Origin of the sequence: Mitsuaria sp. 7 (genome assembly GCF_001653795.1) — a bacterium.
Classification (GTDB): domain Bacteria; phylum Pseudomonadota; class Gammaproteobacteria; order Burkholderiales; family Burkholderiaceae_C; genus Roseateles.
Window position 1 is genome coordinate 69441 of record NZ_CP011515.1, and the last position, 21198, is coordinate 90638.

Annotated in this window: 22 protein-coding genes; 10 read left to right on the forward strand and 12 right to left on the reverse strand. The window is 69.4% G+C overall.

Features of this window, described 5'->3' with window-relative positions; translation table 11 throughout:
• Window positions 1–45: 45 nt before the first annotated feature.
• Entirely contained in the window at window positions 46–1440 is a 1395-nt protein-coding gene (locus ABE85_RS25850; protein WP_082939116.1) for an undecaprenyl-phosphate glucose phosphotransferase, read from the reverse strand.
• Window positions 1441–1577: 137 nt separating this feature from the next.
• Here ABE85_RS25850 and ABE85_RS25855 point away from each other — a divergent pair, with 137 nt between their 5' ends.
• Together ABE85_RS25855 and ubiB are read left to right on the forward strand one after the other, a co-directional pair.
• Window positions 1578–2111 carry a hypothetical protein gene (locus ABE85_RS25855; RefSeq protein WP_067283662.1) on the forward strand — a complete coding sequence of 178 codons (534 nt, stop codon included), beginning with the start codon at window positions 1578–1580 and terminating at the stop codon, window positions 2109–2111.
• 22 nt (window positions 2112–2133) lie between these two features.
• A complete protein-coding gene (ubiB, locus tag ABE85_RS25860) occupies window positions 2134–3687 on the forward strand; it encodes a ubiquinone biosynthesis regulatory protein kinase UbiB (RefSeq protein ID WP_067283663.1) in 1554 nt (517 codons plus the stop codon).
• A gap of 106 nt (window positions 3688–3793) precedes the next feature.
• Here the strand turns inward: ubiB and ABE85_RS25865 are convergent, their stop codons facing one another.
• From ABE85_RS25865 to ABE85_RS25880, 4 genes are all read right to left on the reverse strand, one after another.
• Entirely contained in the window at window positions 3794–4516 is a 723-nt protein-coding gene (locus tag ABE85_RS25865) for a sigma-70 family RNA polymerase sigma factor (RefSeq protein ID WP_067283665.1), read from the reverse strand.
• Window positions 4517–4690: 174 nt separating this feature from the next.
• Complete coding sequence (gene sctS / locus ABE85_RS25870; RefSeq protein WP_409072598.1) at window positions 4691–4960, reverse strand: type III secretion system export apparatus subunit SctS; 270 nt, start codon at window positions 4958–4960, stop codon at window positions 4691–4693.
• A 10-nt stretch (window positions 4961–4970) separates the two neighbouring features.
• Window positions 4971–5666, reverse strand: coding sequence for a type III secretion system export apparatus subunit SctR (gene sctR, locus ABE85_RS25875; protein ID WP_067283991.1), 696 nt, complete (start codon window positions 5664–5666; stop codon window positions 4971–4973).
• Window positions 5663–6772: a FliM/FliN family flagellar motor switch protein gene (locus tag ABE85_RS25880; RefSeq protein ID WP_067283666.1), complete on the reverse strand. Its 1110-nt coding sequence runs from the start codon at window positions 6770–6772 to the stop codon at window positions 5663–5665. The genes sctR and ABE85_RS25880 overlap by 4 nt, the downstream gene beginning before the upstream one ends.
• A 133-nt stretch (window positions 6773–6905) precedes the next feature.
• On the opposite strand from ABE85_RS25880, the gene ABE85_RS28175 reads away from it, so the two are divergent.
• The 8 genes from ABE85_RS28175 to ABE85_RS25920 are packed head-to-tail and all read left to right on the forward strand — an operon-like array spanning window position 6906 to window position 15987.
• Window positions 6906–7625 carry a FliH/SctL family protein gene (locus ABE85_RS28175; protein ID WP_067283667.1) on the forward strand — a complete coding sequence of 240 codons (720 nt, stop codon included), beginning with the start codon at window positions 6906–6908 and terminating at the stop codon, window positions 7623–7625.
• The gene (locus ABE85_RS25890) at window positions 7622–7831 is read left to right on the forward strand and encodes a hypothetical protein (RefSeq protein ID WP_067283668.1); all 210 of its coding nucleotides are present in this window, start codon (window positions 7622–7624) and stop codon (window positions 7829–7831) included. Before ABE85_RS28175 ends, ABE85_RS25890 begins: the two co-directional genes overlap by 4 nt.
• Window position 7832: 1 nt before the next feature.
• On the forward strand, window positions 7833–9641 hold the full coding sequence (sctC, locus tag ABE85_RS25895) for a type III secretion system outer membrane ring subunit SctC (RefSeq protein ID WP_067283669.1): 1809 nt from the start codon (window positions 7833–7835) through the stop codon (window positions 9639–9641).
• 31 nt (window positions 9642–9672) lie between these two features.
• Window positions 9673–10902 carry a hypothetical protein gene (locus ABE85_RS25900; protein WP_067283673.1) on the forward strand — a complete coding sequence of 410 codons (1230 nt, stop codon included), beginning with the start codon at window positions 9673–9675 and terminating at the stop codon, window positions 10900–10902.
• A 58-nt stretch (window positions 10903–10960) separates the two neighbouring features.
• Complete coding sequence (locus ABE85_RS25905) at window positions 10961–13114, forward strand: flagellar biosynthesis protein FlhA (RefSeq protein ID WP_082939117.1); 2154 nt, start codon at window positions 10961–10963, stop codon at window positions 13112–13114.
• Window position 13115: 1 nt separating this feature from the next.
• Entirely contained in the window at window positions 13116–14186 is a 1071-nt protein-coding gene (locus ABE85_RS25910) for a hypothetical protein (RefSeq protein WP_067283677.1), read from the forward strand.
• A complete protein-coding gene (locus tag ABE85_RS25915) occupies window positions 14180–15535 on the forward strand; it encodes a FliI/YscN family ATPase (RefSeq protein ID WP_067283679.1) in 1356 nt (451 codons plus the stop codon). The genes ABE85_RS25910 and ABE85_RS25915 overlap by 7 nt, the downstream gene beginning before the upstream one ends.
• A gap of 56 nt (window positions 15536–15591) precedes the next feature.
• The gene (locus tag ABE85_RS25920; protein WP_067283681.1) at window positions 15592–15987 is read left to right on the forward strand and encodes a hypothetical protein; all 396 of its coding nucleotides are present in this window, start codon (window positions 15592–15594) and stop codon (window positions 15985–15987) included.
• Between the two features lie 78 nt (window positions 15988–16065).
• Here ABE85_RS25920 and ABE85_RS25925 read toward each other — a convergent pair whose 3' ends face one another.
• The 7 genes from ABE85_RS25925 to ABE85_RS25955 are packed head-to-tail and all read right to left on the reverse strand — an operon-like array spanning window position 16066 to window position 21170.
• A complete protein-coding gene (locus tag ABE85_RS25925) occupies window positions 16066–17208 on the reverse strand; it encodes a flagellar biosynthesis protein FlhB (RefSeq protein WP_067283683.1) in 1143 nt (380 codons plus the stop codon).
• An 18-nt stretch (window positions 17209–17226) separates the two neighbouring features.
• Complete coding sequence (locus ABE85_RS25930) at window positions 17227–18069, reverse strand: EscT/YscT/HrcT family type III secretion system export apparatus protein (RefSeq protein WP_067283685.1); 843 nt, start codon at window positions 18067–18069, stop codon at window positions 17227–17229.
• 10 nt (window positions 18070–18079) lie between these two features.
• Window positions 18080–18775 (reverse strand): GNAT family N-acetyltransferase, encoded by a 696-nt coding sequence (locus tag ABE85_RS25935; RefSeq protein ID WP_067283686.1) that lies wholly within the window; start codon window positions 18773–18775, stop codon window positions 18080–18082.
• The gene (locus ABE85_RS25940; protein ID WP_157523200.1) at window positions 18772–19479 is read right to left on the reverse strand and encodes a hypothetical protein; all 708 of its coding nucleotides are present in this window, start codon (window positions 19477–19479) and stop codon (window positions 18772–18774) included. Before ABE85_RS25940 ends, ABE85_RS25935 begins: the two co-directional genes overlap by 4 nt.
• 8 nt (window positions 19480–19487) lie before the next feature.
• A complete protein-coding gene (gene sctJ / locus ABE85_RS25945; RefSeq protein ID WP_157523203.1) occupies window positions 19488–20327 on the reverse strand; it encodes a type III secretion system inner membrane ring lipoprotein SctJ in 840 nt (279 codons plus the stop codon).
• The gene (locus ABE85_RS25950) at window positions 20327–20683 is read right to left on the reverse strand and encodes a hypothetical protein (RefSeq protein ID WP_067283692.1); all 357 of its coding nucleotides are present in this window, start codon (window positions 20681–20683) and stop codon (window positions 20327–20329) included. Before ABE85_RS25950 ends, sctJ begins: the two co-directional genes overlap by 1 nt.
• Before the next feature lie 13 nt (window positions 20684–20696).
• On the reverse strand, window positions 20697–21170 hold the full coding sequence (locus ABE85_RS25955) for a hypothetical protein (RefSeq protein ID WP_157523206.1): 474 nt from the start codon (window positions 21168–21170) through the stop codon (window positions 20697–20699).
• Between the last annotated feature and the right edge of the window lie 28 nt (window positions 21171–21198).

Below are 21198 nucleotides of genomic sequence, written 5' to 3' on the forward strand. Positions count from 1 at the left end.
GCCTTTCTTGTCGTCGTCATCGGTGGTCGCCATCGGTGGTCGCCATCAATAGGCATGGCGATCGAACAGCATCAACCGGACGGTCCGCACGATGATCTGGAGATCCAGGCCCAGTGACCAGTTGCGCAGGTACTCCAGATCGTATTCGACGCGCGCCTTCATCTTGTCCACGGTGTCGGTCTCGCCGCGCAGGCCGTTGACCTGGGCCCAGCCGGTGATGCCCGGCTTGACCTTGTGGCGGACCATGTAGGCCTTGATGATCTGGCGGTATTCCTCGTTGTGCGCGACCGCGTGCGGACGCGGTCCGACGATGCTCATGCGTCCCTGCAGCACGTTGACGAACTGCGGCAGCTCGTCCAGCGAGGTCTTGCGGATGAAGGCGCCGAACGGCGTGATCCGAGAGTCGCCCTTGGTCGCCTGCTTGACGACCGCGCCGTTGTCCATCGAGCGCATCGAGCGGAACTTGTAGACCATGATCTCCTCGCCATCCAGGCCGTTGCGGCGCTGGCGGAAGATCACCGGTCCGGGCGAGCTCATCTTCACGCCGATGGCCAGCATCACCAGGATCGGCGAGATCAGCACCAGGATCAGCGACGCCAGCACGATGTCGCTGATGCGCTTGACGACCTCGTTCACGCCGGTGAACGGCGTCTCCAGGATGCCGACGACGGGCACGCCGTTCACGTCCTGCAGCCGGCCCTGGATGATGCTGATGCCGAACACGTCGGGGACGAAGAACAGCGACGCGGTCGTGCCCTGCAGCTGTTCCAGCAGACGCAGGATGCGCGGTTGCGAGCCCAGCGGCAGCGTGATGTAGACCTCGCGCACGCCGTGCGTGCGGACGTAGTCGCTGAGCTGCGGCAGCGTGCCCAGCACGCGTCCCAGGCAGTCGGGATGCAGCCGGTCGTCGGTGCGGTCCTCGAAGAAGCCCAGGCAGTCCGCCCCGCCGACGGGGCCGAACTGCAGCGCCCGCGCCACCTTCGCCCCCAGCGGTCCCGCGCCGATGATCACCGCGGTGCGGCGGATCCACGGCTGGCGCGAACGCCAGCGCAGCACGCGGCGGCCGATCTCGACCGCGACGATCTGCGCCAGCGGCGTCAGCAGCGCCCACCACAGCAGCACCGGCCGCTCGAAGTAATGGAAGCTGCTGGTCGCGTAGGCGAACATGCCCAGGATCAGCAGCAGCATCAACCAGGAACCGACGATGTCGGTGACCGCGCTGGCGGGATGATCCGCGAAGCGGTTGCGCCCCGGGAAGGTCAGCGCGAACACCAGCATGCACAGCGTGTACGTGGAACGCATCACCGGCTCGCCGAACCAGGCCAGCAGGGTGAGGTAGACCAAAACGATCAGGGTCGGTTCCAGGAAGGCCGCGATGAAGGATTGGACCGACTGCGGCGCGCTGTAGAAGGTTCTTTTGTAATTTCGGTCCTCAAACATCACCCAGTGGTCCTTCCCCGGCCAAGAGCCGGAAATTCTCGCTCAATTCGTTGCACGGACTCGTAACCGGACCCCCTAGCTTGTCACCGGTTCCGCCGTGGACGGACCGCTCTCGCGGCCTGCCTACAATCGGTCCCATGCTTCAAGAATGGTCCAAGCTCCTCGCCCCCGCAGTCCAGGATCGCATCACCCTGTTGCTCAACCATGTCATGTCCCGCGAGCCGGTCGCCACCGCACGTCTGGCCCCGCATACGGGCAAGACCTTGCGACTGCGGCTGGCCGGCTGGCCGGCGATGCTGCCGGCCGCACCGGATCTGCGGTTGCGCGTCACCCCGGCCGGTCTTCTGGAACGGATGGGCGACGAGGATGCCCCTAGGCAAGAAGCGGACCTGCTCATCGAGCTGGACGCCTCCAACCCCGCCGCCGCGGCCTTCGCGGCGCTGTCCGGCGCGCGTCCGGATGTGCGGGTGCAGGGCGACGCGCAACTCGCCGGCGACTTCAACTGGCTGATCGATCACGTGCGCTGGGACATCGAGGACGACCTTGCCGCCATCACCGGTCCGGCCGTGGCGCACCAGCTCGGCCGCTTCGGCCGCGCCGCGGCCACGGCGATGGCGACGCTGGCCCGCACGGCGGGCCGTTTCATGCCAGACGGCCAGGGCCGGGCATGAGGTCCGTCAACCAGGTCCAGGCATGAGGTATCTGTCCCGCCTGCTGGTCATCGTCTGGACCCTCTATCGACACGGACTGGATGAGCTGGCGCTGTCCACGCTCAAGCGCCGCCGCTTCCGCTTCCTGCGCCGGCTGATCACGGTCGGCCGCGCCTGGGACCAGCCGCGCGGCGTGCGGCTGCGGCTGGCGCTGGAGCGGTTGGGGCCGATCTTCGTCAAGTTCGGCCAGCTGCTGTCCACGCGGCGCGACCTGGTGCCGCCCGACATGATCGAGGAGCTGTCGCGGCTGCAGGACAACGTGCCGCCGTTCCCCGCCGAGCTGTCGCGCGAGCTGATCGAGCGCGCCTTCGGCCGCCGCATCGAGGACCTGTTCGCCACCTTCGACGCCGAGCCGGTGGCCAGCGCGTCGATCGCGCAGGTGCACTTCGGGACGCTGCATGACGGGCGTGAAGTCGCCGTCAAGGTGCTGCGGCCAGGCATGCTCGACATCATCGAGGACGACCTGGCGCTCATGCGCACGCTGGCGGGCTGGGTGGAGCGCTTCTCCGCCGACGGCCGGCGGCTGAAGCCGCGCGAGGTGGTCGGGGAGTTCAACACCTACCTGCACGACGAGCTGGACCTGGTGCGCGAGGCCGCCAACGCGGCCCAGCTCCGTCGCAACATGCAGGACCTGCAGCTGGTGATGGTGCCGGAGATGATCTGGGAGCTCTGCCGCAGCGAAGTCATCGTCATGGAGCGCATGCGCGGCGTGCCGATCTCGCAGCTGGAGCGGCTGCGCGAGGCGGGCGTCGACATCAGGAAGCTGGCCCGCGACGGCGTCACGATCTTCTTCACGCAGGTGTTCCGCGACGGCTTCTTCCACGCCGACATGCATCCCGGGAACATCCAGGTCAGCCTGGATCCGCAGACCTTCGGCCGTTACATCGCGCTGGACTTCGGCATCATCGGCACGCTGAACGGGGTCGACAAGGACTACCTGGCGCAGAACTTCATCGCGTTCTTCCGCCGCGACTACAAGCGCGTGGCCGAGCTGCACATCGAATCCGGCTGGGTGCCGCCCGAGACCCGCGTCGATGAGCTCGAAGGCGCGGTGCGCACGGTGTGCGAGCCGCATTTCGACAAGCCGCTGAAGGACATTTCGCTGGGTCAGGTCTTGATGCGCCTGTTTCAGATCTCACGAAGATTTAACGTGGAGATCCAGCCGCAGCTGGTTTTGCTGCAAAAAACGCTGCTCAACATTGAAGGTTTGGGTAGGCAGCTGGATCCGGAGCTGGACCTCTGGGCGACGGCCAAGCCCTTCCTCGAGCGCTGGATGGACGAGCAGATCGGCTGGCGAGCGTTCCTGCGCCAGTTGAAGAAGGAGGCGCCGCGCTTCGCGCAGATGGTCCCGGAGTTCCCCCGGCTGATGCACGAGGTGCTGCGCCAGCGCGCCGAGGACGGCCATGCCGACCTGACGCGTCAGCTGCTGGTGGAGCAGCGCCGCACCAATCACCTCCTGCAGGCACTGCTGTGGGGCGTCGGTGGCTTCCTCCTGGCGCTGGTGCTGACCCAGCTGGCGATCCGCTGGATGGCGTGATCGGGCGTGAGGGTCTCCGGTCGGCGGGGCCAAACGCAAAGCGCCCCTCATGGGGGCGCTTGCGGTGCGTAGCGACTCGCGCGTCAGGTGGCGCGCCGGTCGCGACTCAGGTCGCGTAGTCGGCGAAACCCTGCTTCAACCGCGAGCGCAGCAGCGTGCGGACGCGGTTCACGCGCGAGCGCACCGTGCCGATCGGGATCGCCTGGATCTCCGCGACATCGCGGTAGGACTCTTCCTGCAGGCAGGCCAGGTCGAAGGTGCCGCGCAGGTCCGGCGACAGTCCGGACAGGGTCATGTCGACGATGCCGGCCAGTTGCCGGTAGGCGACCTGCTGGCTGACGTCCATCGAGGAGTCGCGCGGCCGGTGCGCCGATTCCGCGTCCATCATGTGCGGCGATTCATCCAGGCTCTCCATCTGGCCGCTGCGCTTGGAGCAGCGCGCCACGTGATTGCGGGCGACGTTCGCGGCGATCCCGAAGAACCAGGTCTCCACCGACGATCGCGCCTGGAAACGGTCGGCGCAGCGCGTCGCTTCCAGCATCGCATCCTGGATGATGTCGTCGAGCTCTCCGGGCGAGCGCTCGTAGCGCCGCAGGAATCGTTTGAGCTTGCTGGAGTCGCTGCGCGAATCGCGGGCGATCTTGACGATGTGGGTCAGCACCAGCTGCTGGCGTTGCTTGACGAGTTCCGGGTCCACGGGCTCGATCGGCTCGCCCTGCTCTGACGGTTCGGACGGTTCGGTGGGCCCGGCCTGCTCGAGCAGTTCGACCTGCTCGACGGCCTCGCCGGAATCCGTGTTGTGGTCATTGGCTTCGGTGGAGTGGTTCATAGACAGACTCGAAGAAGGTCCGGATCCCCGTTCGGCTCGGTGTCGGCGCGAGCACGAGGGGAATCTTCCGGAGCCGGGGGCTCCCTGGAACAGAGGAGAGGTCGCGCCGCGCCAGGCGCGCAGGGGGAAACGGGGGCAGTGCGGAGGGCATGCGCGTCGTTCGCGCCAGGGCCGTCATGGCCGACCTCCGAAGGTGACCAGCGCCGCGAGGGCCTGGTCGCCCAGCGCCAGCAGCTGCAGCGCCATCCAGCGGCCGGTCATCGCCAGCACGAGGCCGACGGCGAGCAGCTTCGCGGCGAAGGGGATGCTCTGGTCCTGCATGGACAGCACGGTCTGCACCAGCGAGACCAGCACGCCCGCCACCACCGCCACGATCAGCGGTGGCAGCGACAGCCAGATCACCAGGAGCAGGCCTTTCTGGAAGAACGCGATGGTCTCGATCACGGCGCGCTCCTCAGGCGTAGGAACGGACCAGGCCGTCGAAGAGTCGCGTCCAGCCGTCGAGCAGCACGAACAGCAGGATCTTGAGCGGCAGCGACACCACCATCGGCGAGACCATCTGCATGCCCAGCGCGAGCAGCAGGTTGGACAGCAGCAGGTCGATGACGACGAAGGGCACGTACAGCACGAAGCCGGCCTTCAGCGCCAGTTCCAGCTCGCTCACGACGAAGCAGGGGATCAGCACGACGTAGTCGCTGCCCTCGGGCGCCGACATGCGGGTGCCCCATTGCTGGCGCGCCAGGTCGACGAATTTCTGCCGCTTCTCCGGCAGCGTGTTGGCCAGCATGAAGCCGCGCATCGGCTCGAAGGCATGGGCCAGTTCGGTCAGGCCGACGCGGGCGGACTTCGAGCGCTGGGGGGTCAGGTCTTGCGCCTGTGGCGCCTGACCGGACCCGGGGAAGAAATCGACGGGCAGCCGCGACACGACCTCGTTGAGCACCGGGGCCATCACGAACAGCGTGGCGGCGAGCGCCATGCCGTTGAGGGCCATCGTCGGCGGGACCTGTTGCACGCCCAGCGCGTTGCGCACGATCATCAGCACCACGGAGATCTTCAGATAACTCGTCGTGCAGACCAGCAGCAGCGGCAGCAGCGTCAGGCCCACCAGCAGGAATGCCAGCGAGACCGGGTCGAGGCCGCCCCCGTTCACCGCGGGCTCCCCCACTGGAGGATCTCGACGGCCAGGCGTCCCTCGACCTCGACCAGTTGTCCCGCGCCGAGCTCGGTGCCGTGCGCGACGATGCGCACCGAGGCGGGCGTCAGCGCTTCCAGGGGGACGATCTGGCCGGCGGCAAGCGCACTCAGTTCGCCGACGGTCATGGCGACGCGGCCAACGATGAAGTCCAGGTCTACGGTCAAAGCATCCACGTTGCGGGGCTCCGTTGGGGGTGAAAAGGCATGAGGGGAATTGGACGGCGACCCCCCCGTTGAGCCCCATCCCTGGAACTCACGTGTGAGGTGGTCGACCTGACCTAAATGCACTAGTCGCCTCCCGCAAACTACGCAGAGCGGGCTGCTTTTCGCTTGCCCGTCGGAGGGAAGCCAGAGGGCGTCGCCGGGCCGCAGGGACGGCAGTCGCGACGCGGAGATCGCGACCCGCGCCAGCGCGAGGCCGGCCTCCAGGAAGATCCCCGCGATGGCAGTCGGCATCGCGGGCCGTGCCGGGAATGCGCGCCAGCCCGGTGTCGTCGCGCAGGCCAGAAGCGTGCGCGGCGACGCGCGGAGCGGCACGGTCTGCCGCGCGCCATCGCGACTGACGAGCGTCAAGACCAGGGTGCGGAGCCCACGCGGGCCCGCTTGATGCATGTCGTGTCCGCCCCGATGCGCCGTCGGGGTGCCACCGAGCGCGCGGGACAGTGCCGCCGGCCAGGCAGCGCAGGCCAGGCGCAGGAGGCCCTCCCGCGTGTCGCGGTTCAGGCCCTGGGGCAGGTGCGCGCCTGTGGCGATCGCGATGAAGGTGTCGTCTTCCAGGAAGAGCACGCCGTGCGGCGTGTCGAGCGCGAGGCCGTCGTTGGCCGGAGCCGCCGCGGCGTCCTCACCGTCGGACCTCAGTCGCAGTTCAAAGGAGGACCACGGGACATCGCTGTTGTCGACCTCGTCGACCTCCCACACGACGCCGCCCCTGACCCGCTGGCGCAGGCGCACGTCGTCGGCGTCCCTGCTTGGGATCTGGAGTCGCGATGGTGAAGCGTGTGCCGGCGCGGGCGAGGCGGTGGAGAAATCGGACGCGGGTCGGGTGATCGGATCGGCAAGCATCGAAGCAGATCGCCGGTGTCACCGGCGGCGTGGAAGCGAAGGTGCGGATCAGTGCGATGTCGTGGGAATGCCGTTCTTGTGCTGCCGATCCGCCTGCGGAACCCTGCCGGCCGGTTCGTCCACTAGCGGCCAGATGAACCCCGCCTGGATCTCCCGTCGTCTGCCGCTGAGCGGCTGCGCCGTCCGCATCGATGATGTGGACGGCGAGGACGTGGGCGTCGGCGTCCTGCGGCGCGAGTCCCTTGCCGTGGTGCGGTCCGCGGCCGAGGTGGTCCAGGCGGCGCGTCAGGCCTGTGCGCGGCGGCTGCGAGCCGCGCGTGAACGCGAGCGCCGCTGGCGGCAACGGACGCGCGAGCAATCCGCGCAGGATCTCGCACGCGAATCGGATGAAATCCGGCGTCGGGCGCTGGCCGACGCCACGCGCATCGCGATCGCGATGCGCGGAGAGCGTGAACAACTCATCGAGGCCGCCGAAATTTTCTTGATCGAGATCGCGCACCAAGCGGCACGTCGACTGTTGCTTGAGCTGCCTGCGGAGCAGACCGCGCGATCCAGTGCCCGGTTGCTGCGTGACGAATGGCGCGCGACGCGCGGCGAGGGAGTCGCCGAATTGCGCGCGGCCCCCGACGACATCGCGAGCCTGGAACACATCGCGGACGACGCCGGCTGGACGCTCGCACCGGATACCCAGCTGACGCGCGGCCAATGCGTGCTGACGCATGCCGCCGGCAGCCTCCACGCCAGCTATGGCGACAACGTCCAGGCGCTGCTCGCTGCGCTGCCCGGCGCGCTACCCAACGTGCTGCCGACGTCACTCTCTTCTTCCCCTGACATTCCGGAGATTTTTGAATGACTGAGATCAATTCCACCCAACGTCTGCTACGGACGGCCCTGACCAGCTCGAATCGGCTGGCCGAGGAGATGCAACGCATCGGTCCCGCGGACCTGGAGCGGGCGATCGCCATCAAGCAGAAGATCCAGACTGACAACGTGTCGATGAACACGGCGATCCAGATGCATCGAAGCATCGAGCGCAAGATCCTCAACGAGCAGCGCTGACATGAGACGCTCTGCCACGCCGATCGGATCCGCGTTGCGCGTCGCACTGTGCGCGATGGCGCTGGCCGGTCCGCTGGGCCCTGCGCTCACCGAGGCGATGGCGGTCGCGCCGGTCGCCTGGCGCGACACGCTCTACAGTTTCCGCGCCGATGAGGCGCTGTCCCTGACGCAGGTCCTGGCGCGCTTTTCTTCGACGATGGGCCTCGAGGTGAAGCTCGCCGATCCGACGCTGGGCCGGCGCCAGGTGCGGCTGAGCGGCAAGGGCCTGTCGCCGGCACTGTTCCTGGATCGCCTGTGCGATGCACAGGGCCTGGACTGGTTCGTCTACCAGGGCGTCCTGCACGTATCGGCGCGCTCGACGGCGACCAGCGAGCGGATCTCCCTCGGTCCCCAAAGTCCCGCCGACGCCAAGGACGCGCTGGTCGGCATCGGGCTGTTCGAGAACCGCTTCGGCTGGGGGGAGTTCGATTCCGATCCGCCCACCGTGCTGGTGTCTGGCCCGCCCGCGTATGTCGCCCTGGTCCGCCGTGTGCTCGCGGTCCCGCCGGACATGACACCGCGCCGGGAGCGCCCGCGGCTGATGGTCTTCCGCCTGAAGCATGCGTCCGCGTCCGACCGGGAGATGCGCACGCGCGAACGCAGCGTCACTCTGCCGGGTCTGGTGACCACGCTGAATCAGGTGCTGCCGAACACCCGATCCTTGAACTTTCCGACACTCGGAAAAATCGGGCGGGAAAGCGGGCGCGACGGGGGCGCAGGTTCTCCGTTGTCCGGTGCCGAGGACCCCTGGGCCGCACTGGCGAGGGAGCTTTCCAGCGGTGCGCCGTCGCCCGGCGCTGCGTTGGCAGGACTTGCCGCCGCGCGACTGCCGATGCCCCCCTCGGCCCCTGGCGGCGCTTCGGGGCGGAATGACAACGCGGACACCGCGTTGCCCGCATTCGCCGAGCCGACGGGCCTGCGAAAGCGCCCGACTCATCGCAACGATCCGGCCGAGCCCGACTTCGTCCCGTCCATTGCGGCCTACACGCCGCTCAACGCGGTGCTGGTCTGGGACCTGCCGTCCCGTCGCGAGGAGTACCGCGAACTCATCGACGTGCTGGACGTGCCCAGCCGCCTGATCGAGATCAACGTGACCATCCTCGATGTCAGCGCGGACGCCTTGCGCGACTGGTCCGTCGATCTCGAGGCGGGCTCGGGGAGCACACGGGTCGCGCTCGGCGCCGAGGGGAACATCGGCGCCTCCCCCGGCGAGACCGGCGTGAAGGGATCGACGATGGTGCTCTGGGCCTCGAACCGTCTCGCCTTGCGGCTCCGCGCGCTGGAGTCCCGAGGGCAGGCGCAGGTCCTGTCGCGTCCGTCGGTCCTGACCTTGAACAACGTCGGTGCCCTGCTGGACATGAACCAGTCGGCCTACGTGAAGCTCGTCGGCGAACGCAACGCCGACCTGCGCACGATCACCGCCGGCACGCTGCTCAAGGTGACGCCCAGCATCGTCGGCGACGATGCCGGCGGCGCGGAGACCCAGGGCATCCGCGTCACCCTGGACATCGAGGATGGCCAACTGACGAAGGCCTCGTCCGATCAGGGCACGCCCAGCGTCGGCAACAGCGCGGTCAGCACCGAGGCCGTGGTGAAACCCGGCGAATCGCTGGTCGTCGGCGGCTACCGGCGACAGGATCGCCAGGTCGCCAATTCGCGTGTGCCGGGCCTGTCGGCCATCCCCGTGATCGGCGCGCTGTTCCGCAGCGACAGCGCCGTGAACAGCGAGCGTGAGCGCCTCTTCATCGTGACGGCGCGCGCGCTCCCTTGAAAGTTTCTCCTCCCACTGCCCGAGATTCGCCATGAGCACGATCACCCCGCGCGCAAGTCCTGTCACTTTCGATCCCGGCCAGGAGGTGCTCCGCCGGGACAGGCTCTTTGCCAATTCCAATTCCAATTCCAGCCTTTCCCGACCATCCGGCCCGGATCGCAGCCTGGAGTCGGCGCGCGAACTGGCGCAGCTCGCCGAGCGCCGTGCCGCGATCCGGGTCGCCGCTGACGCCGCCTTGAACTCGCAAGGACTCGGGGCCAGCGCCGAGGAGATCACCTTCGGGACCAGCGAGCGTGCAGAGACGGAAACACACGACGAGACCCGCGACGCGCGCGATCGGAAGGAGGAGCGCGTCGAGGCCCTGATGCGCATCGACGAGGTCCACGCGCTGATCCGGCACCTCGCGGGCGAGCCGGCGTTCCAGTCGATCCGTCAACGGGCGGAGCGTTTCGCGATGCTCTGGGCGCGGGGCAGCCGCGAGACAGCCCTGGAGGAACTGGACAGGGGTGGCTTCGCCCCGGCGGAGCGCAGGGTCTTGATGGAAATGGCGCTGCGCAAGCTGCCGCCCGGAGCGGACACGAACGGGTTGGACGTTCGAATGAGCGAGCTGGAGAGCGACGCCGAAAGCGCCGTGCGTCAATTGATGCGGACGAGCCTCGTGGCGGGTTCTTCGGCCAGCGCCAAGGCGGCCGTCGCGCCGGACTCGGCCCTGCTGGCAGCCTCGCACTCGCCGCCGACGCAAAAGCTGATCAACGATGCCGCCATCAGCTTGGGGCGCGACGGTCTCGACCAGTTGGAAGCCCTGGCGCTTTCTCGCGGTCGCATCGACCCGCGGCTCTCACGCGGCGCGGAAGTGTTCCTCTCGTTGAGCCTGCTCCGGATGGTCCAGCAAGTTCGTCAGGTGGAGCAGTTCGGCATCGGTCTGAGGAAGAAGTCCGGTGCGCCCGGCGCCGATAACCTGGAGGACGTCCGCAAGACGACGCGTTGGCTGCTTGACGTGATGCAGGCGCCGGCGCCGCAGGGCGTGCTGGCAAAGATGGGTCTGGTCATGAATGTCAAAGGCGACGCGCTGCGGCGCGCTCGTCGGGAGATGCTGGGCGAGCTCCCCAAGCTGCCGGACGCCGTGTGGCTCAACGCCAATACCAAACACCTCGTGAAGACCGATCTGAAGCAGGCCAACACGGACCAGCTGACGGAGCAGGGCTTGCTGAACCGACAGGGATTGACGCGTGACATCCGCCGCGTCATCTCCGTGGCCTAGCAAGCCAGCAGATTCAGGTGGCGAACCGCGGACGACAGCGCACGACTGACCGTCCATCATGTCTCTGCCATCTCCTCGACACGCGACGCCCGGCGCCGCTTCCCCCACGCCGACGAGTGGGTTCCTGTCGCCGGCGCAGGCTTTGGCGCGGCAGATCGCGCCGCGCGGCGAGCGCGCCGAGGTCGTCGTCACCGCACTGGTCGTCGCGGTGGTCTTCGCGATGCTGCTCCCGGTCCCGACGTGGCTGCTGGACCTGCTGATCGCGATCAACCTCTGCGTGTCGGCCTTCCTGATCGTGCTGGTGATGCAGGTGAAGCAGACGACCGGGCTGTCGTCGTTCCCGTCGCTGTTCCTGGTCACCACGCTCTTCCGTGTCGCGCTCAGCGTGGCCAGCACGCGGCAGATCCTGCTCAACGCCGATGCCGGCCACATCATCGCGGCCTTCGGCGAGATCGTCGTCGGCGGCAACCTGGTGGTCGGCCTCGTGGTGTTCCTGGTGCTGACCGTGGTGCAGTTCATCGTGATCACGAAGGGATCCGAGCGCGTCGCCGAGGTGGGCGCGCGTTTCTCATTGGACGCGATGCCGGGCCGGCAGATGGCCATCGACATGGAGCGCAAGGCGGGCGGCATCACGCAGGAGGAGGCCAAGGCCCAGCGCGACGCGCTGACCGAGGAGAGCCAGTTCTTCGGCGCGATGGACGGCACGATGAAGTTCGCCAAGGGCGATGCCATCGTCGGCATCGTCATCGTGCTGGTCAACCTGCTGGGCGGCCTGTCGGTGGGCGTTTTCCAGCGCGGCATCCCGGCGTCCGAGGCGCTGCAGGTCTACGCGATCCTGACGATCGGCGACGGGCTCGTCGCGCAGATCCCGGCGCTGCTGATGTCCATGACCGCCGGTCTGCTGGTCACGCGGGTGTCCAAGCCCACGGGCGGGCGCGCGATCGGCAATGAGTTGACCGCCCAGCTGCTGCACCAGCCCAAGGCCTGGGTGACGGCCAGCGCCGCGATGCTCGCCTTCGGACTGCTGCCGGGCATGCCGCTGCTGGCCTTCGCCGGCCTGGCGACGGGCTCCGCCACGGTCGGCCTCACGATGATGCATCGCAAGCTCAGGGCGGAGCGCGAGGAGGTGCAGGAGCGCGACGCTGCAGTGGAGGCCTTGCGCGACTTCGACCTCGTGCGGCCCTTCGCGCTGCGGGTCAGCAGCCGCATCGATCCCGAGCGCGCCCAGCGCGCGCTCAACCTCTGCCGTCAGGTCCGCAACCGGCTCGTGCGACGCCTGGCGCTGGTGACCCCGGCCATCGATTTCGATGCCGATGTCGAGCTGGGACATGCCGACCTCGAGTTCTGCCACGGCGAGGTGCCGGTGTTCTCGATGTGGCTGAGGGAAGACCTGCGGACCTGCAGCTGGACGCGCGGGGACGCGGCCGACCTGGGCCTGCCGGCGGAGCAGGTGGAGGCGCGCGGCGGCCTGGCCTGCGCGCCGCGCATCTGGTTGCCGGAGCCGGAGGCGCTCGCGCTGGACCCCATGCCCACGGATCTGAGGGATTGCTGGCAGCGTCTGGACGAACTCTGCGAGGAAACGCTGCTGCGCGTCGGTCCGATGTACTTCGGCATGGAGGAGACGCAGAAGATCACCGCCTGGTGCGCCCGCAAGACACCGGAAGTGGCCAAGGAACTGGAACGCGCCGTCCCCGCCAGCCGGATGGCCGAGGTGCTGCGCCGGCTGCTCGCGGAGAACGTCAGCATCCGCAACCTGCCGATGATCATCAATGCGCTGATCGACTGGGGACCGCGCGAGCGGGATCCCTCCGTGCTGACCGAGTGCGTCAGGGCCGCCCTGCAGCGCGAGATCTGCGACGCCAATGCGGCGCGCAAGGAGCTGCGCGCCCTCATGTTCGACAGCGAGCTCGAGGGCCAGATCCGCGCCGCCATCCGCCAGACCGCCTATGGCGACTTCCTCGCGCTCGATGCCGACCTGACCGACGCGATCCTCGACGAGACCGCCGCCGCCTACCTGAGCGCCCATCAGGACGGGCCGCTGGTCATGATCTGCGCGCAGGACGTGCGGCCGCACATCCGCAAGCTGCTGGCGGACCGCATTCCGCCGCTCGCCGTCATCGGCATGTCCGAGCTGCCGCCGGATTTCCGCGTGAACGTGCGCGCGGTGATCAGCGTCCCGCTGGACGGGCGCGCCTTGCCGGAGATGTACTGAGATGACGGCGCTGGCCCTGGAGGCGGATGTCCTGGAACTGCGTGTCCTGAGCGGCCTGCAGTCGGGCGCCGCGCTGCCGCTGGACGGCATGCTGACGGTGGGGCCCGGCGATGACGCCGACCTGTTGCTGCTGGACGATGCCGGCACGTCCGCACGCCTGTGCGTCAGCCTGGCACCGGACGGCGGCCTGGTCCTGGAAGCGCTGGAGACGGGCGTCGTCCTGGCGGGCGGATCAACGCTGGCCAGCGGCACGTCGATGCCATTGAGACCGGGGGAGGCCTTCCGCACGGGCGGCACCTGGCTGACGGTCCGTCATGCCTCGGATCCATGGGACGCCTGGACGCCGCCGCCCGCTGTCACGGCATCGCCGGAGAACGAGCCGGCGCGTGGCGCGGAAGACGACACGACGGGCGCCATGGCGCCCGATGCGGCCATCGTCGCGGACGACCTCCGCCCCTTGCGGTCTCGCGGTCGTGTGCGATCCTCCGCGCCCCGGTCGATGCGTACCGTGGGGAGCCTGATCGTGGCAGCGGGATTGCTGTCGACGATGCTGGGCGTGGCGGCCTTGGTCCGCCAGGCCGCGGACGGCGAGGCGCCCCAGGTTCCCGGCGCTGATCCTGCGAAGACCGGCACCCCGGCGACCGACGGCCGGCGTGCGACGCCGGCTGTGCGAGCGGCTTCCGCCGTCGCCCCCTTGACGGCGACATCGCCAGCGATGTCGCCCGCCAGTGCGCCTGGCAGTTCGGGTGCAAGCTCGCCCGAATCGTCGACCGCGTCGACCATGGGCGTCGCTACCCCGCCGCCGAGTCTGTCGGAGACCGCGGCGATTCCCGGCGCAACGTCCGACCGCAGTGGCGGGCGTGACCGGTTGCTGGTGAACGTGCCGGGCGACGGCGTGGTGATCCTGCCCTTCGACATCCGGGAGGTGCTGCTCGGCGCGGACAGCCACGTGATCCTCACCAACGGCCGCCGGCTGGCGCCCGGCGACCGCGTCGGCGAGTGGCGTCTGGCCGAGATCCGGCCTGGCGCGCTGGTGTTCGACGGCCCACGCAAGGTGCTGGTCGGATGGTGACGCCGCGCGAGATCGCCGACCGCGAAGCCGCCCGCGTCGCCGCGGCCCTGGCGGGCGTGCCGCTGACCCGCCAGCTCGGGCGGGTGCACCGCGTGCTGGGCATGCTGATCGAAGGCACGGTGCCCGGAGCGAGCATCGGCGAACTCTGCGAGGTCTATCACCCGGCGGTGCCCGGCCGCGTGTGGCGCTGCGAGGTCGTCGGCTTCACCGGCCCCAACGTCCTCCTGTCGTCGCTGATGGCGCTCGAGGGCATCTCCGGCGGCTGCGTGATCCGGCCGTTGCGCACGGTGCATCACGTCGCCGTCGGACGTCCGTTGCTCGGCCGGATCCTCGATGGATTCGGCGATCCGCTGGACGACGGCCCGCCGCTGCGCGTCGGCGAAGACGGGCTGGAACTGCGTCGCGTCATTGCCGACGCGCCGCCGCCGGTCGAGCGTTGGCGCATCAAGGACCGGTTTCCCACCGGCGTGCGCAGCCTCGATGCCTTGCTGACGATCGGGCAGGGGCAACGGGTGGGTCTGTTCGCCGGACCCGGCTGCGGCAAGACGACGCTCATGGCGGCCGTCGGTCGCGGCAGTCCGGTCGACGCGATCGTCGTCGGCCTGATCGGCGAGCGTGGCCGCGAGGTGCGCGAATTCACCGAACATGAGTTCGATCCCGCGCTGATGGCCAAGACGGTGATCGTCTGCGCGACCTCGGACCGCACCTCGATCGAACGGGTGCGCGCGGCGTTCACGGCCACGGCGGTCGCCGAAGGACTCCGCGATCAGGGCCTGAACGTGCTGCTGATGGTGGACTCCCTGACCCGCCTGGCCCGCGCCCAGCGCGAGATCGGCCTGGCCGCCGGCGAGGCGCCGGCGCGCGCCGGTTTTCCGCCGTCGGTCTACGCGCTGCTGCCACGCCTCATCGAGCGCGCGGGCAATGCCGCCGGCGGCTCCATCACCGCGCTCTACACGGTGCTGCTCGAAGGAGAGCTCCGGTCGGACCCGATCAGCGAGGAGGCGGTCTCGCTGCTGGACGGTCACATCGTGCTGTCGCGCAAGCTGGCCGAACAAGGGCAGTACCCCGCCGTCGATGTGCTGGCCAGCCTGAGTCGCGTGATGTCGAACATCGTGCCCCGCGAGCACGGCCGCGCGGCCAACCGGATCCGGCAGGTGCTGTCCGGCTACCGCGACATGGAGCTGATGGTGCGCCTGGGCGAGTACCGGCCCGGTCTGGACGCGGAGACGGACCGCATCGTCGCGGACTATCCCAAGGTGATCGAGTTCCTGCGCCAGGACACGCGCACCTCGGCACCGTGGGAAGACAGTCTGGCCCGGCTGAATGCGCTGACTGCGGGCGCGGTGTGAGGCGGGTCCCGCACGAAGTCGAGTCGCCCGCCCCGCCGGACCCGCGGATTCCGGGCGTGCGCCGCATCGGCGCCCTGGCGAGCCGGCGCGCCACCTTGGCCGAGGCTGAACTGTCGCGCGCCCAGCGCGCCAGTGAAACGGCCGCACAAGCGGTAGTGGCCGCGGAACAGGCCCTGCAAGACTGCATCGCCGACGTGGCCGCGCGGCGCGCCGAACTGCTGGCGGCACGCCAGGCGGAACCCGGCGGCGCCCCGGTCCTGAAACGGTGGCGCCAGGAAGACCAGGCGCAGATCGATCGGATCGCTCCCGCACGGCGGACGGTGTCCGATCGCGAACGCGAGCGTGACGCCGCCGAACTGGCGTTGGCGGATGCGGCCGACAGGCACCGCACGCTGGCGCGCCGACGCGAGAAATACACGCTCCTGGAAGAGGAATTGCGCGACGACGTCTGAGGACACCTGACCGCACCTGATCGCGTGCGATCGCGCCTGACCTCGCGTGCGCGCTCGCCCGCCCTCGGCCTGGACCCCTCACGCGAGATCCAGCATCTCCTGCCCGATCTCGTCGTCCACGGACGCCAGGTCCAGACGCGTTTCGTCTTCGCCGGGACGCAGGGTGGGGCGCAGCAGTTCCGGCGCCTGCTTCTCGTACTCCTCGATGACGCGCAGCAGCAGCGCGACCGCGCGGAAGGTGTGCTCGGGCACGGCCTGTCCGACCTCGCCCGAGGCGAGCAGGTGCCGGGCCAGTCCCACGTAGCGCACGACCGGCACGCCGTCCTCGCGCGCGCGGCGCCGCAGCGCGAGCGCTTCCTCGTCGCTGCGCTTGTCCAGGATCAGCGGCATCTCGGTGACCTCGGGGTCGTAGTAGAGCGCGACCGCCACGTGCTCCGGATTGACCACCACCGCGTTGGGCCGCTGTTGCGCGTCGGCACCGTCGGACATGATCAGTTCCTTGGCGATCTGCTTGCGCGTGCCCTTGAGCATCGGATCGCCTTCGTTCTGCTTGTGGTCGCGGCGGACCTCGCTGATGTCCATGCGCAGCTGACGGAAGATCAGGTAACGCTGGAGCAGGATGTCGGTGACGATCAGCAGCACCAGCACGATGATGCACTGCCGTTCGAGGCCCTGGAGCATGGCCAGCGACATCGACCAGCCCTGGGCGGCGTCCACGCGGAAGCCCTGCGCGATGTCGGGCAGGTCGGCGCGGATCTTCAGCCACGCGACCGTCAGCAGCGTCAGGCTGCGCACCGGTCCGAGCACGCCCATCATGAGCTTCTGACCGGACACCAGGTTCTTCAGGTTGTTGCCGGGGTTGAGCTTGTCGAAGCCTTTGCCCAGCGCCTTTCCGGCGAAGTTGAAGCGCGTCTGGGCCAGCGTGCCCAGCACGGCGACGAGCGCCGGCAGCGCCGCCATCACCAGCAGCGCGAAGAGGGCCGGGAGGAACGAGGACCAGCTCATGGCCAGGGTCGTGTCCATCGGTCGCGCGGTCTGGCGCAGCGCGGCCTCGAGCATGGCGTCGACCAGGCCGCGCCACAGGGGCTCGGTGGCGAACGCCACCTCGGCCATCAGCAGCAGACGCAGGATCTTCAGCGAGTCCTGGCTGACGCCGACCTGGCCCTCCTGGCGCGCCTGGCGCTTGCGGGACTCGGTGGGCGGAAGATTCTTTTCGGCCATCGCGCGCTCGTCGGCGCCTCAGCGGGCGGGGACGGCAGGGCCGGTGGAACGGGGAGCGCCAGCGGCAGGCTGCGCCAGCCCCAGGGTCTCCAGCACGCCCTCCTGCCACCAGCGCAGCGAGTCGTCGACGACTTTGTCGAACAGCGGCACGGCGATCAAGGCCACGATGAGCAGGGCCGAGACCGATTTCATCGCCATCGCCGAGGCGTAGACGTCGAAGCCCTGCACGGCCGTGCTGGCGATGGCCAAGGCCAGTTCGACCATCAGGAGCAGCAGCAGGGCCGGTCCGGCCAGCAGCAGCGCCTGGGTCAGCGTGCCGGCCAGCGCCTGGAGCAGACCGCGCTGATGCGCCGCGTCGAGCGTGGGGAACAGGTCCATCATGGGCCACTGCGCGTGGCTGACCGAGAGCACGGTGAAGGTCGCCTGCAGCAGGCCCAGGTCCACGAGGAGCGCGATCAGCGCGCGTTCCGACAACTCGCCCAGCAGCGTGGCGTCGGCCTGGAGCGCCGGGTTGACCTGCTGCGCGGCGTTGGCGCCGCGCTGGTTGTCGATCAGCGTGCCCATGCCCCGCACGGCCCAGAACGGGATCGCCGCCAGCATGCCGAGCAGGCTGCCGATCAGGCCTTCCTTGAGCGCGAGCACGAGGACCGCCTCGGGCGGCGGCGGCGAGGCGACGAACGTCGGCCAGACCTGGAACGCCGCGGGCAGCGACAGGGCCAGGCACAGTGCGCCGCGCACCGCCGCGGTGGTCTGCTGGCGCGCGAAGAAGGGCAGGAAGACGATCATGCCGCCCGCGCGCGCCATGGACAGCGCCATGGCCTGCGAGACCACGAACAGCGACAGCGGCGATTCGAACGACATGGCGACCGTGTCAGGCGAATGCGGGCTCGGCCACCGTGCGGCGCTCGGCGCGCAACCGGGCGATGCCCGCCCGGCGACGCTCCAGGCGGTCCATGTGCGCGAGCCAGACGGGATCATCGAGGCGGCAGCCCCAGACTTCGAGATCGAAGCGGAGCCCGCCGTAGTCGACGACCGAGGGCATCAAGGCCCAGCGCTCGAGCCGGCAGGCGCGGACCAGCGAGAGGCTGCGGCGGTTGGTGCCGAGGATCCAGCAGGTGACGGTGTCGAAGCCGTAGCGGACGCAGTCGTTGAACACGCCGCGGATCATGCACATGGCAATGCCACTGCCCTGCCAGTCCTTGGCGACATAGAGCCAGAGATCGCCGGCGCTGCGGCACGCCTGCTGTGCCCAGCAGATGGGGCGCATGTGGGCCCAGGCGACCGGGATCCGTGGTGCGACGTCCGCGGCAGCCTCGCCGTCGACGCCCGGCGTCGCGGGCGCGGTCATCACCCAGAGCGGCCAGCCTTTGCGGCGGCTCAGCGCGATGATCGCCTGCATTTCCGCCAGGGTGCCGTTCACCAGCGTCGGTGAGTGGCCGCCGCCGGCGACGGACTCGTTGTAGATGCGGACGAGTGCCTTCGCGTCGGAGGCCTGGGCCAGGCGCCAGGTCAGCGTGGAGACGTCCTGCTCCGGACGTGCGACCGCGGTCGATGTCGTGGTGTTCATGGTGTGGGGGCGGGTTGGGCCGGCCCGGCGGCGCCGGTGCGCCAGATGCGCCAGGCCTGCCGCCGCAGCGCAGCGGCGGAGTCGGGGAGCTGCGGCGCGATGGTGGCCGCATGAAACAGTCGAGGGTCGCAGCGCAGCCGCACCCGCGACCAGGCGCCGGGCAATGCGTCTTCGATCAGGCGACCCATCAGTGGCAATGCCCATCGACGCAGGTCGATGTCCGCCGATCCGCTCGGCGGCAGTGAGCCCTCGGGACGCAAGGGGCGCGCCTTCGCCTGGCGGAGCGCGTCACGCCACATCGGCGCGTCGCCGCGCTGCGGTGAGAACAGGTCCGCCAGATCGCGGCGCGCGCCGGCCAGGCAATGGCTCGCGTGGGCGACCCGGCCCAACGCCAGGGCGGCGCGGTCCAGCGCGTCGCCGTCCAGCGGCAGATGTGCCGGCAAGGCCGCGAGGCGGTCCAGCGGCAGCGGCGCCTCGGCGTCGATGCCGAAGCGGCTGCAGAACCAGCGGTAGGCGATTCGCAGCGACGGGCCGGGCGCGCAGAAGCGCGCGAGCCAATGCGCCGTCGCGTGGTCGGGATCGCCCTGGGCCGCGTCGTCCAGCCAGCCGGGGTGCATGCGGCGCCAGGGCTCGTACCAGAGCTCCAGCCAACCGGCCTGCGATTCGAGGGAGAGGGCGAGGGCGCCTGCCTCGCCGGATGCCATCCCGGCGCTCATGGCGCTGCGGAACCGGTGATCGGATCCTCGTCGGACAAGCCGAGCGGGTCGTCTTCTTCTGCCGGCGACGGCGCGGCGCTCTTCCGGCGTTGCCACAGCCACCATCCCAGGGGGACGCCGACTCCGGCGATCACCGCCAGCACGCCGGTGATCCATCCCGTCAGGGCGTGGACGACGCCACCCGGCGCGCCGCCCGCGGTGCCGCGCTTTCCGGCGGTCGGCGTGGAAGCCATCGTCTCGGAGGGCACGAACACGACCGCGACCTTCTCCGGCGCATCGGCCAGACCCGGGATGCTGGCGACCACCAGCTTGCGGATGCGGGGTTCGTAGGCGGCCGTGTTCCAGCCTGCGACGTGCTTGATCAGGATCGAGCAGGAGGACGGCAGCACGGGTTCCCCCGGAACGACCCGTTCCGGCAGCACGGGGTGGACCCGCGCCAGCACCACGCCGTCGATCTGCGACAGCGTGCTCTCGAGCTCCTGTGCCAGCGCCGACAGGAAGCGGGCGCGCTCCTCGGTCGGCGTCGAGATCATGCCGTCCTTCTTGAAGATGTCGCCCATGCGCGTGAACGAGTTGCGGGGCAGCCCGGCGGCCTGGAGGATCGCGACGGCGGAGGCGAAACGATCCTGCGGCACGCGCACGGCGAAGAGCTGCTTGCCGCCGGCCACCTTGGACGCATCGAGGCCGTGGCGGTCGAGTTCCGCGGTGATCTCGTTGGCGTCCTTCTCGCTCAACCCGGTGTAGAGGTCGGTCGATCCGCCGCAGCCGGCGAGCAGCGCCGCCAGCGACAGCGAGGCGACCAGGAGGCGTCCGGCGCGGCCCATCCCGTGGCTCATCAGGCGGACGTCGCGACTTCTTTGATCGTGGCGCCGACCTTGCCCAGCGCCTTGGCGGCGACGGTGGAGCGGTAGTCCAGCTCCTGCATCTGCAGGGCGACCAAGGGCGCGAGACGGGCATCGTTGGTCCGTTGCATCCGGTCCTGCAGGCGACCCAGCTTGGCTTGAGCCTCGTCCATGGACGCTGTCAATCGGAGGGCAAGGTGCGCGTCCCGCGCCTGGTCGAGTGCGGGCGACAGCGGACGGTTGATGCGGGCCACCTGGGCCACGGCCTGCTCGAAGCGCGTGCCGGCGGAGGAGCGTGACGGAAGACTGACCGCGTCGACGATGCGGCCACCTTGGAGGGGAGACGTCATGCGCGTCTCCAGATCACTGCGCGCGCATCGCGTGATCGAGGTCGATCAGGACGATGCGCTTGGCGGTTTCCAGCAGTTCCTTCATGAACGGCGTTTCGGCCGGCAGTGCGCTGAAGCTGGATTCGATGGTCTGATGCAGTTCGCTGCCATCGGCCATCCCCATGGTGATGGCGGTCTTGTAGAGCGACATGGCACGGGCCATCGTGGCGACCTCTTCGTCGGACTCGTCCTCGGCGGCCAGCGCCAGCACGGCGGGGTCGGGTTCCATGTCGCCGTAGCCTTCAGCCTTGGCCGCGTCCAGCGCCGTCTGCATGTCGAAGTCCGATGGGGTACGGTCCTGCGCGGAGCGGATGACCTGGACGATGCGGCCGGTGGCCTGATCGAGGACACGTTCCTCGTGTTCGTCGGGAGCCGCCGACTGTTCGGCGAAGTGGATCCAGGTGCCGGCGCTCGTGGGCGCGGCGAAGATGGTCGGGTGGTTGTCCATGAAAGCGGCAATGCAGGCACGCTTTTCG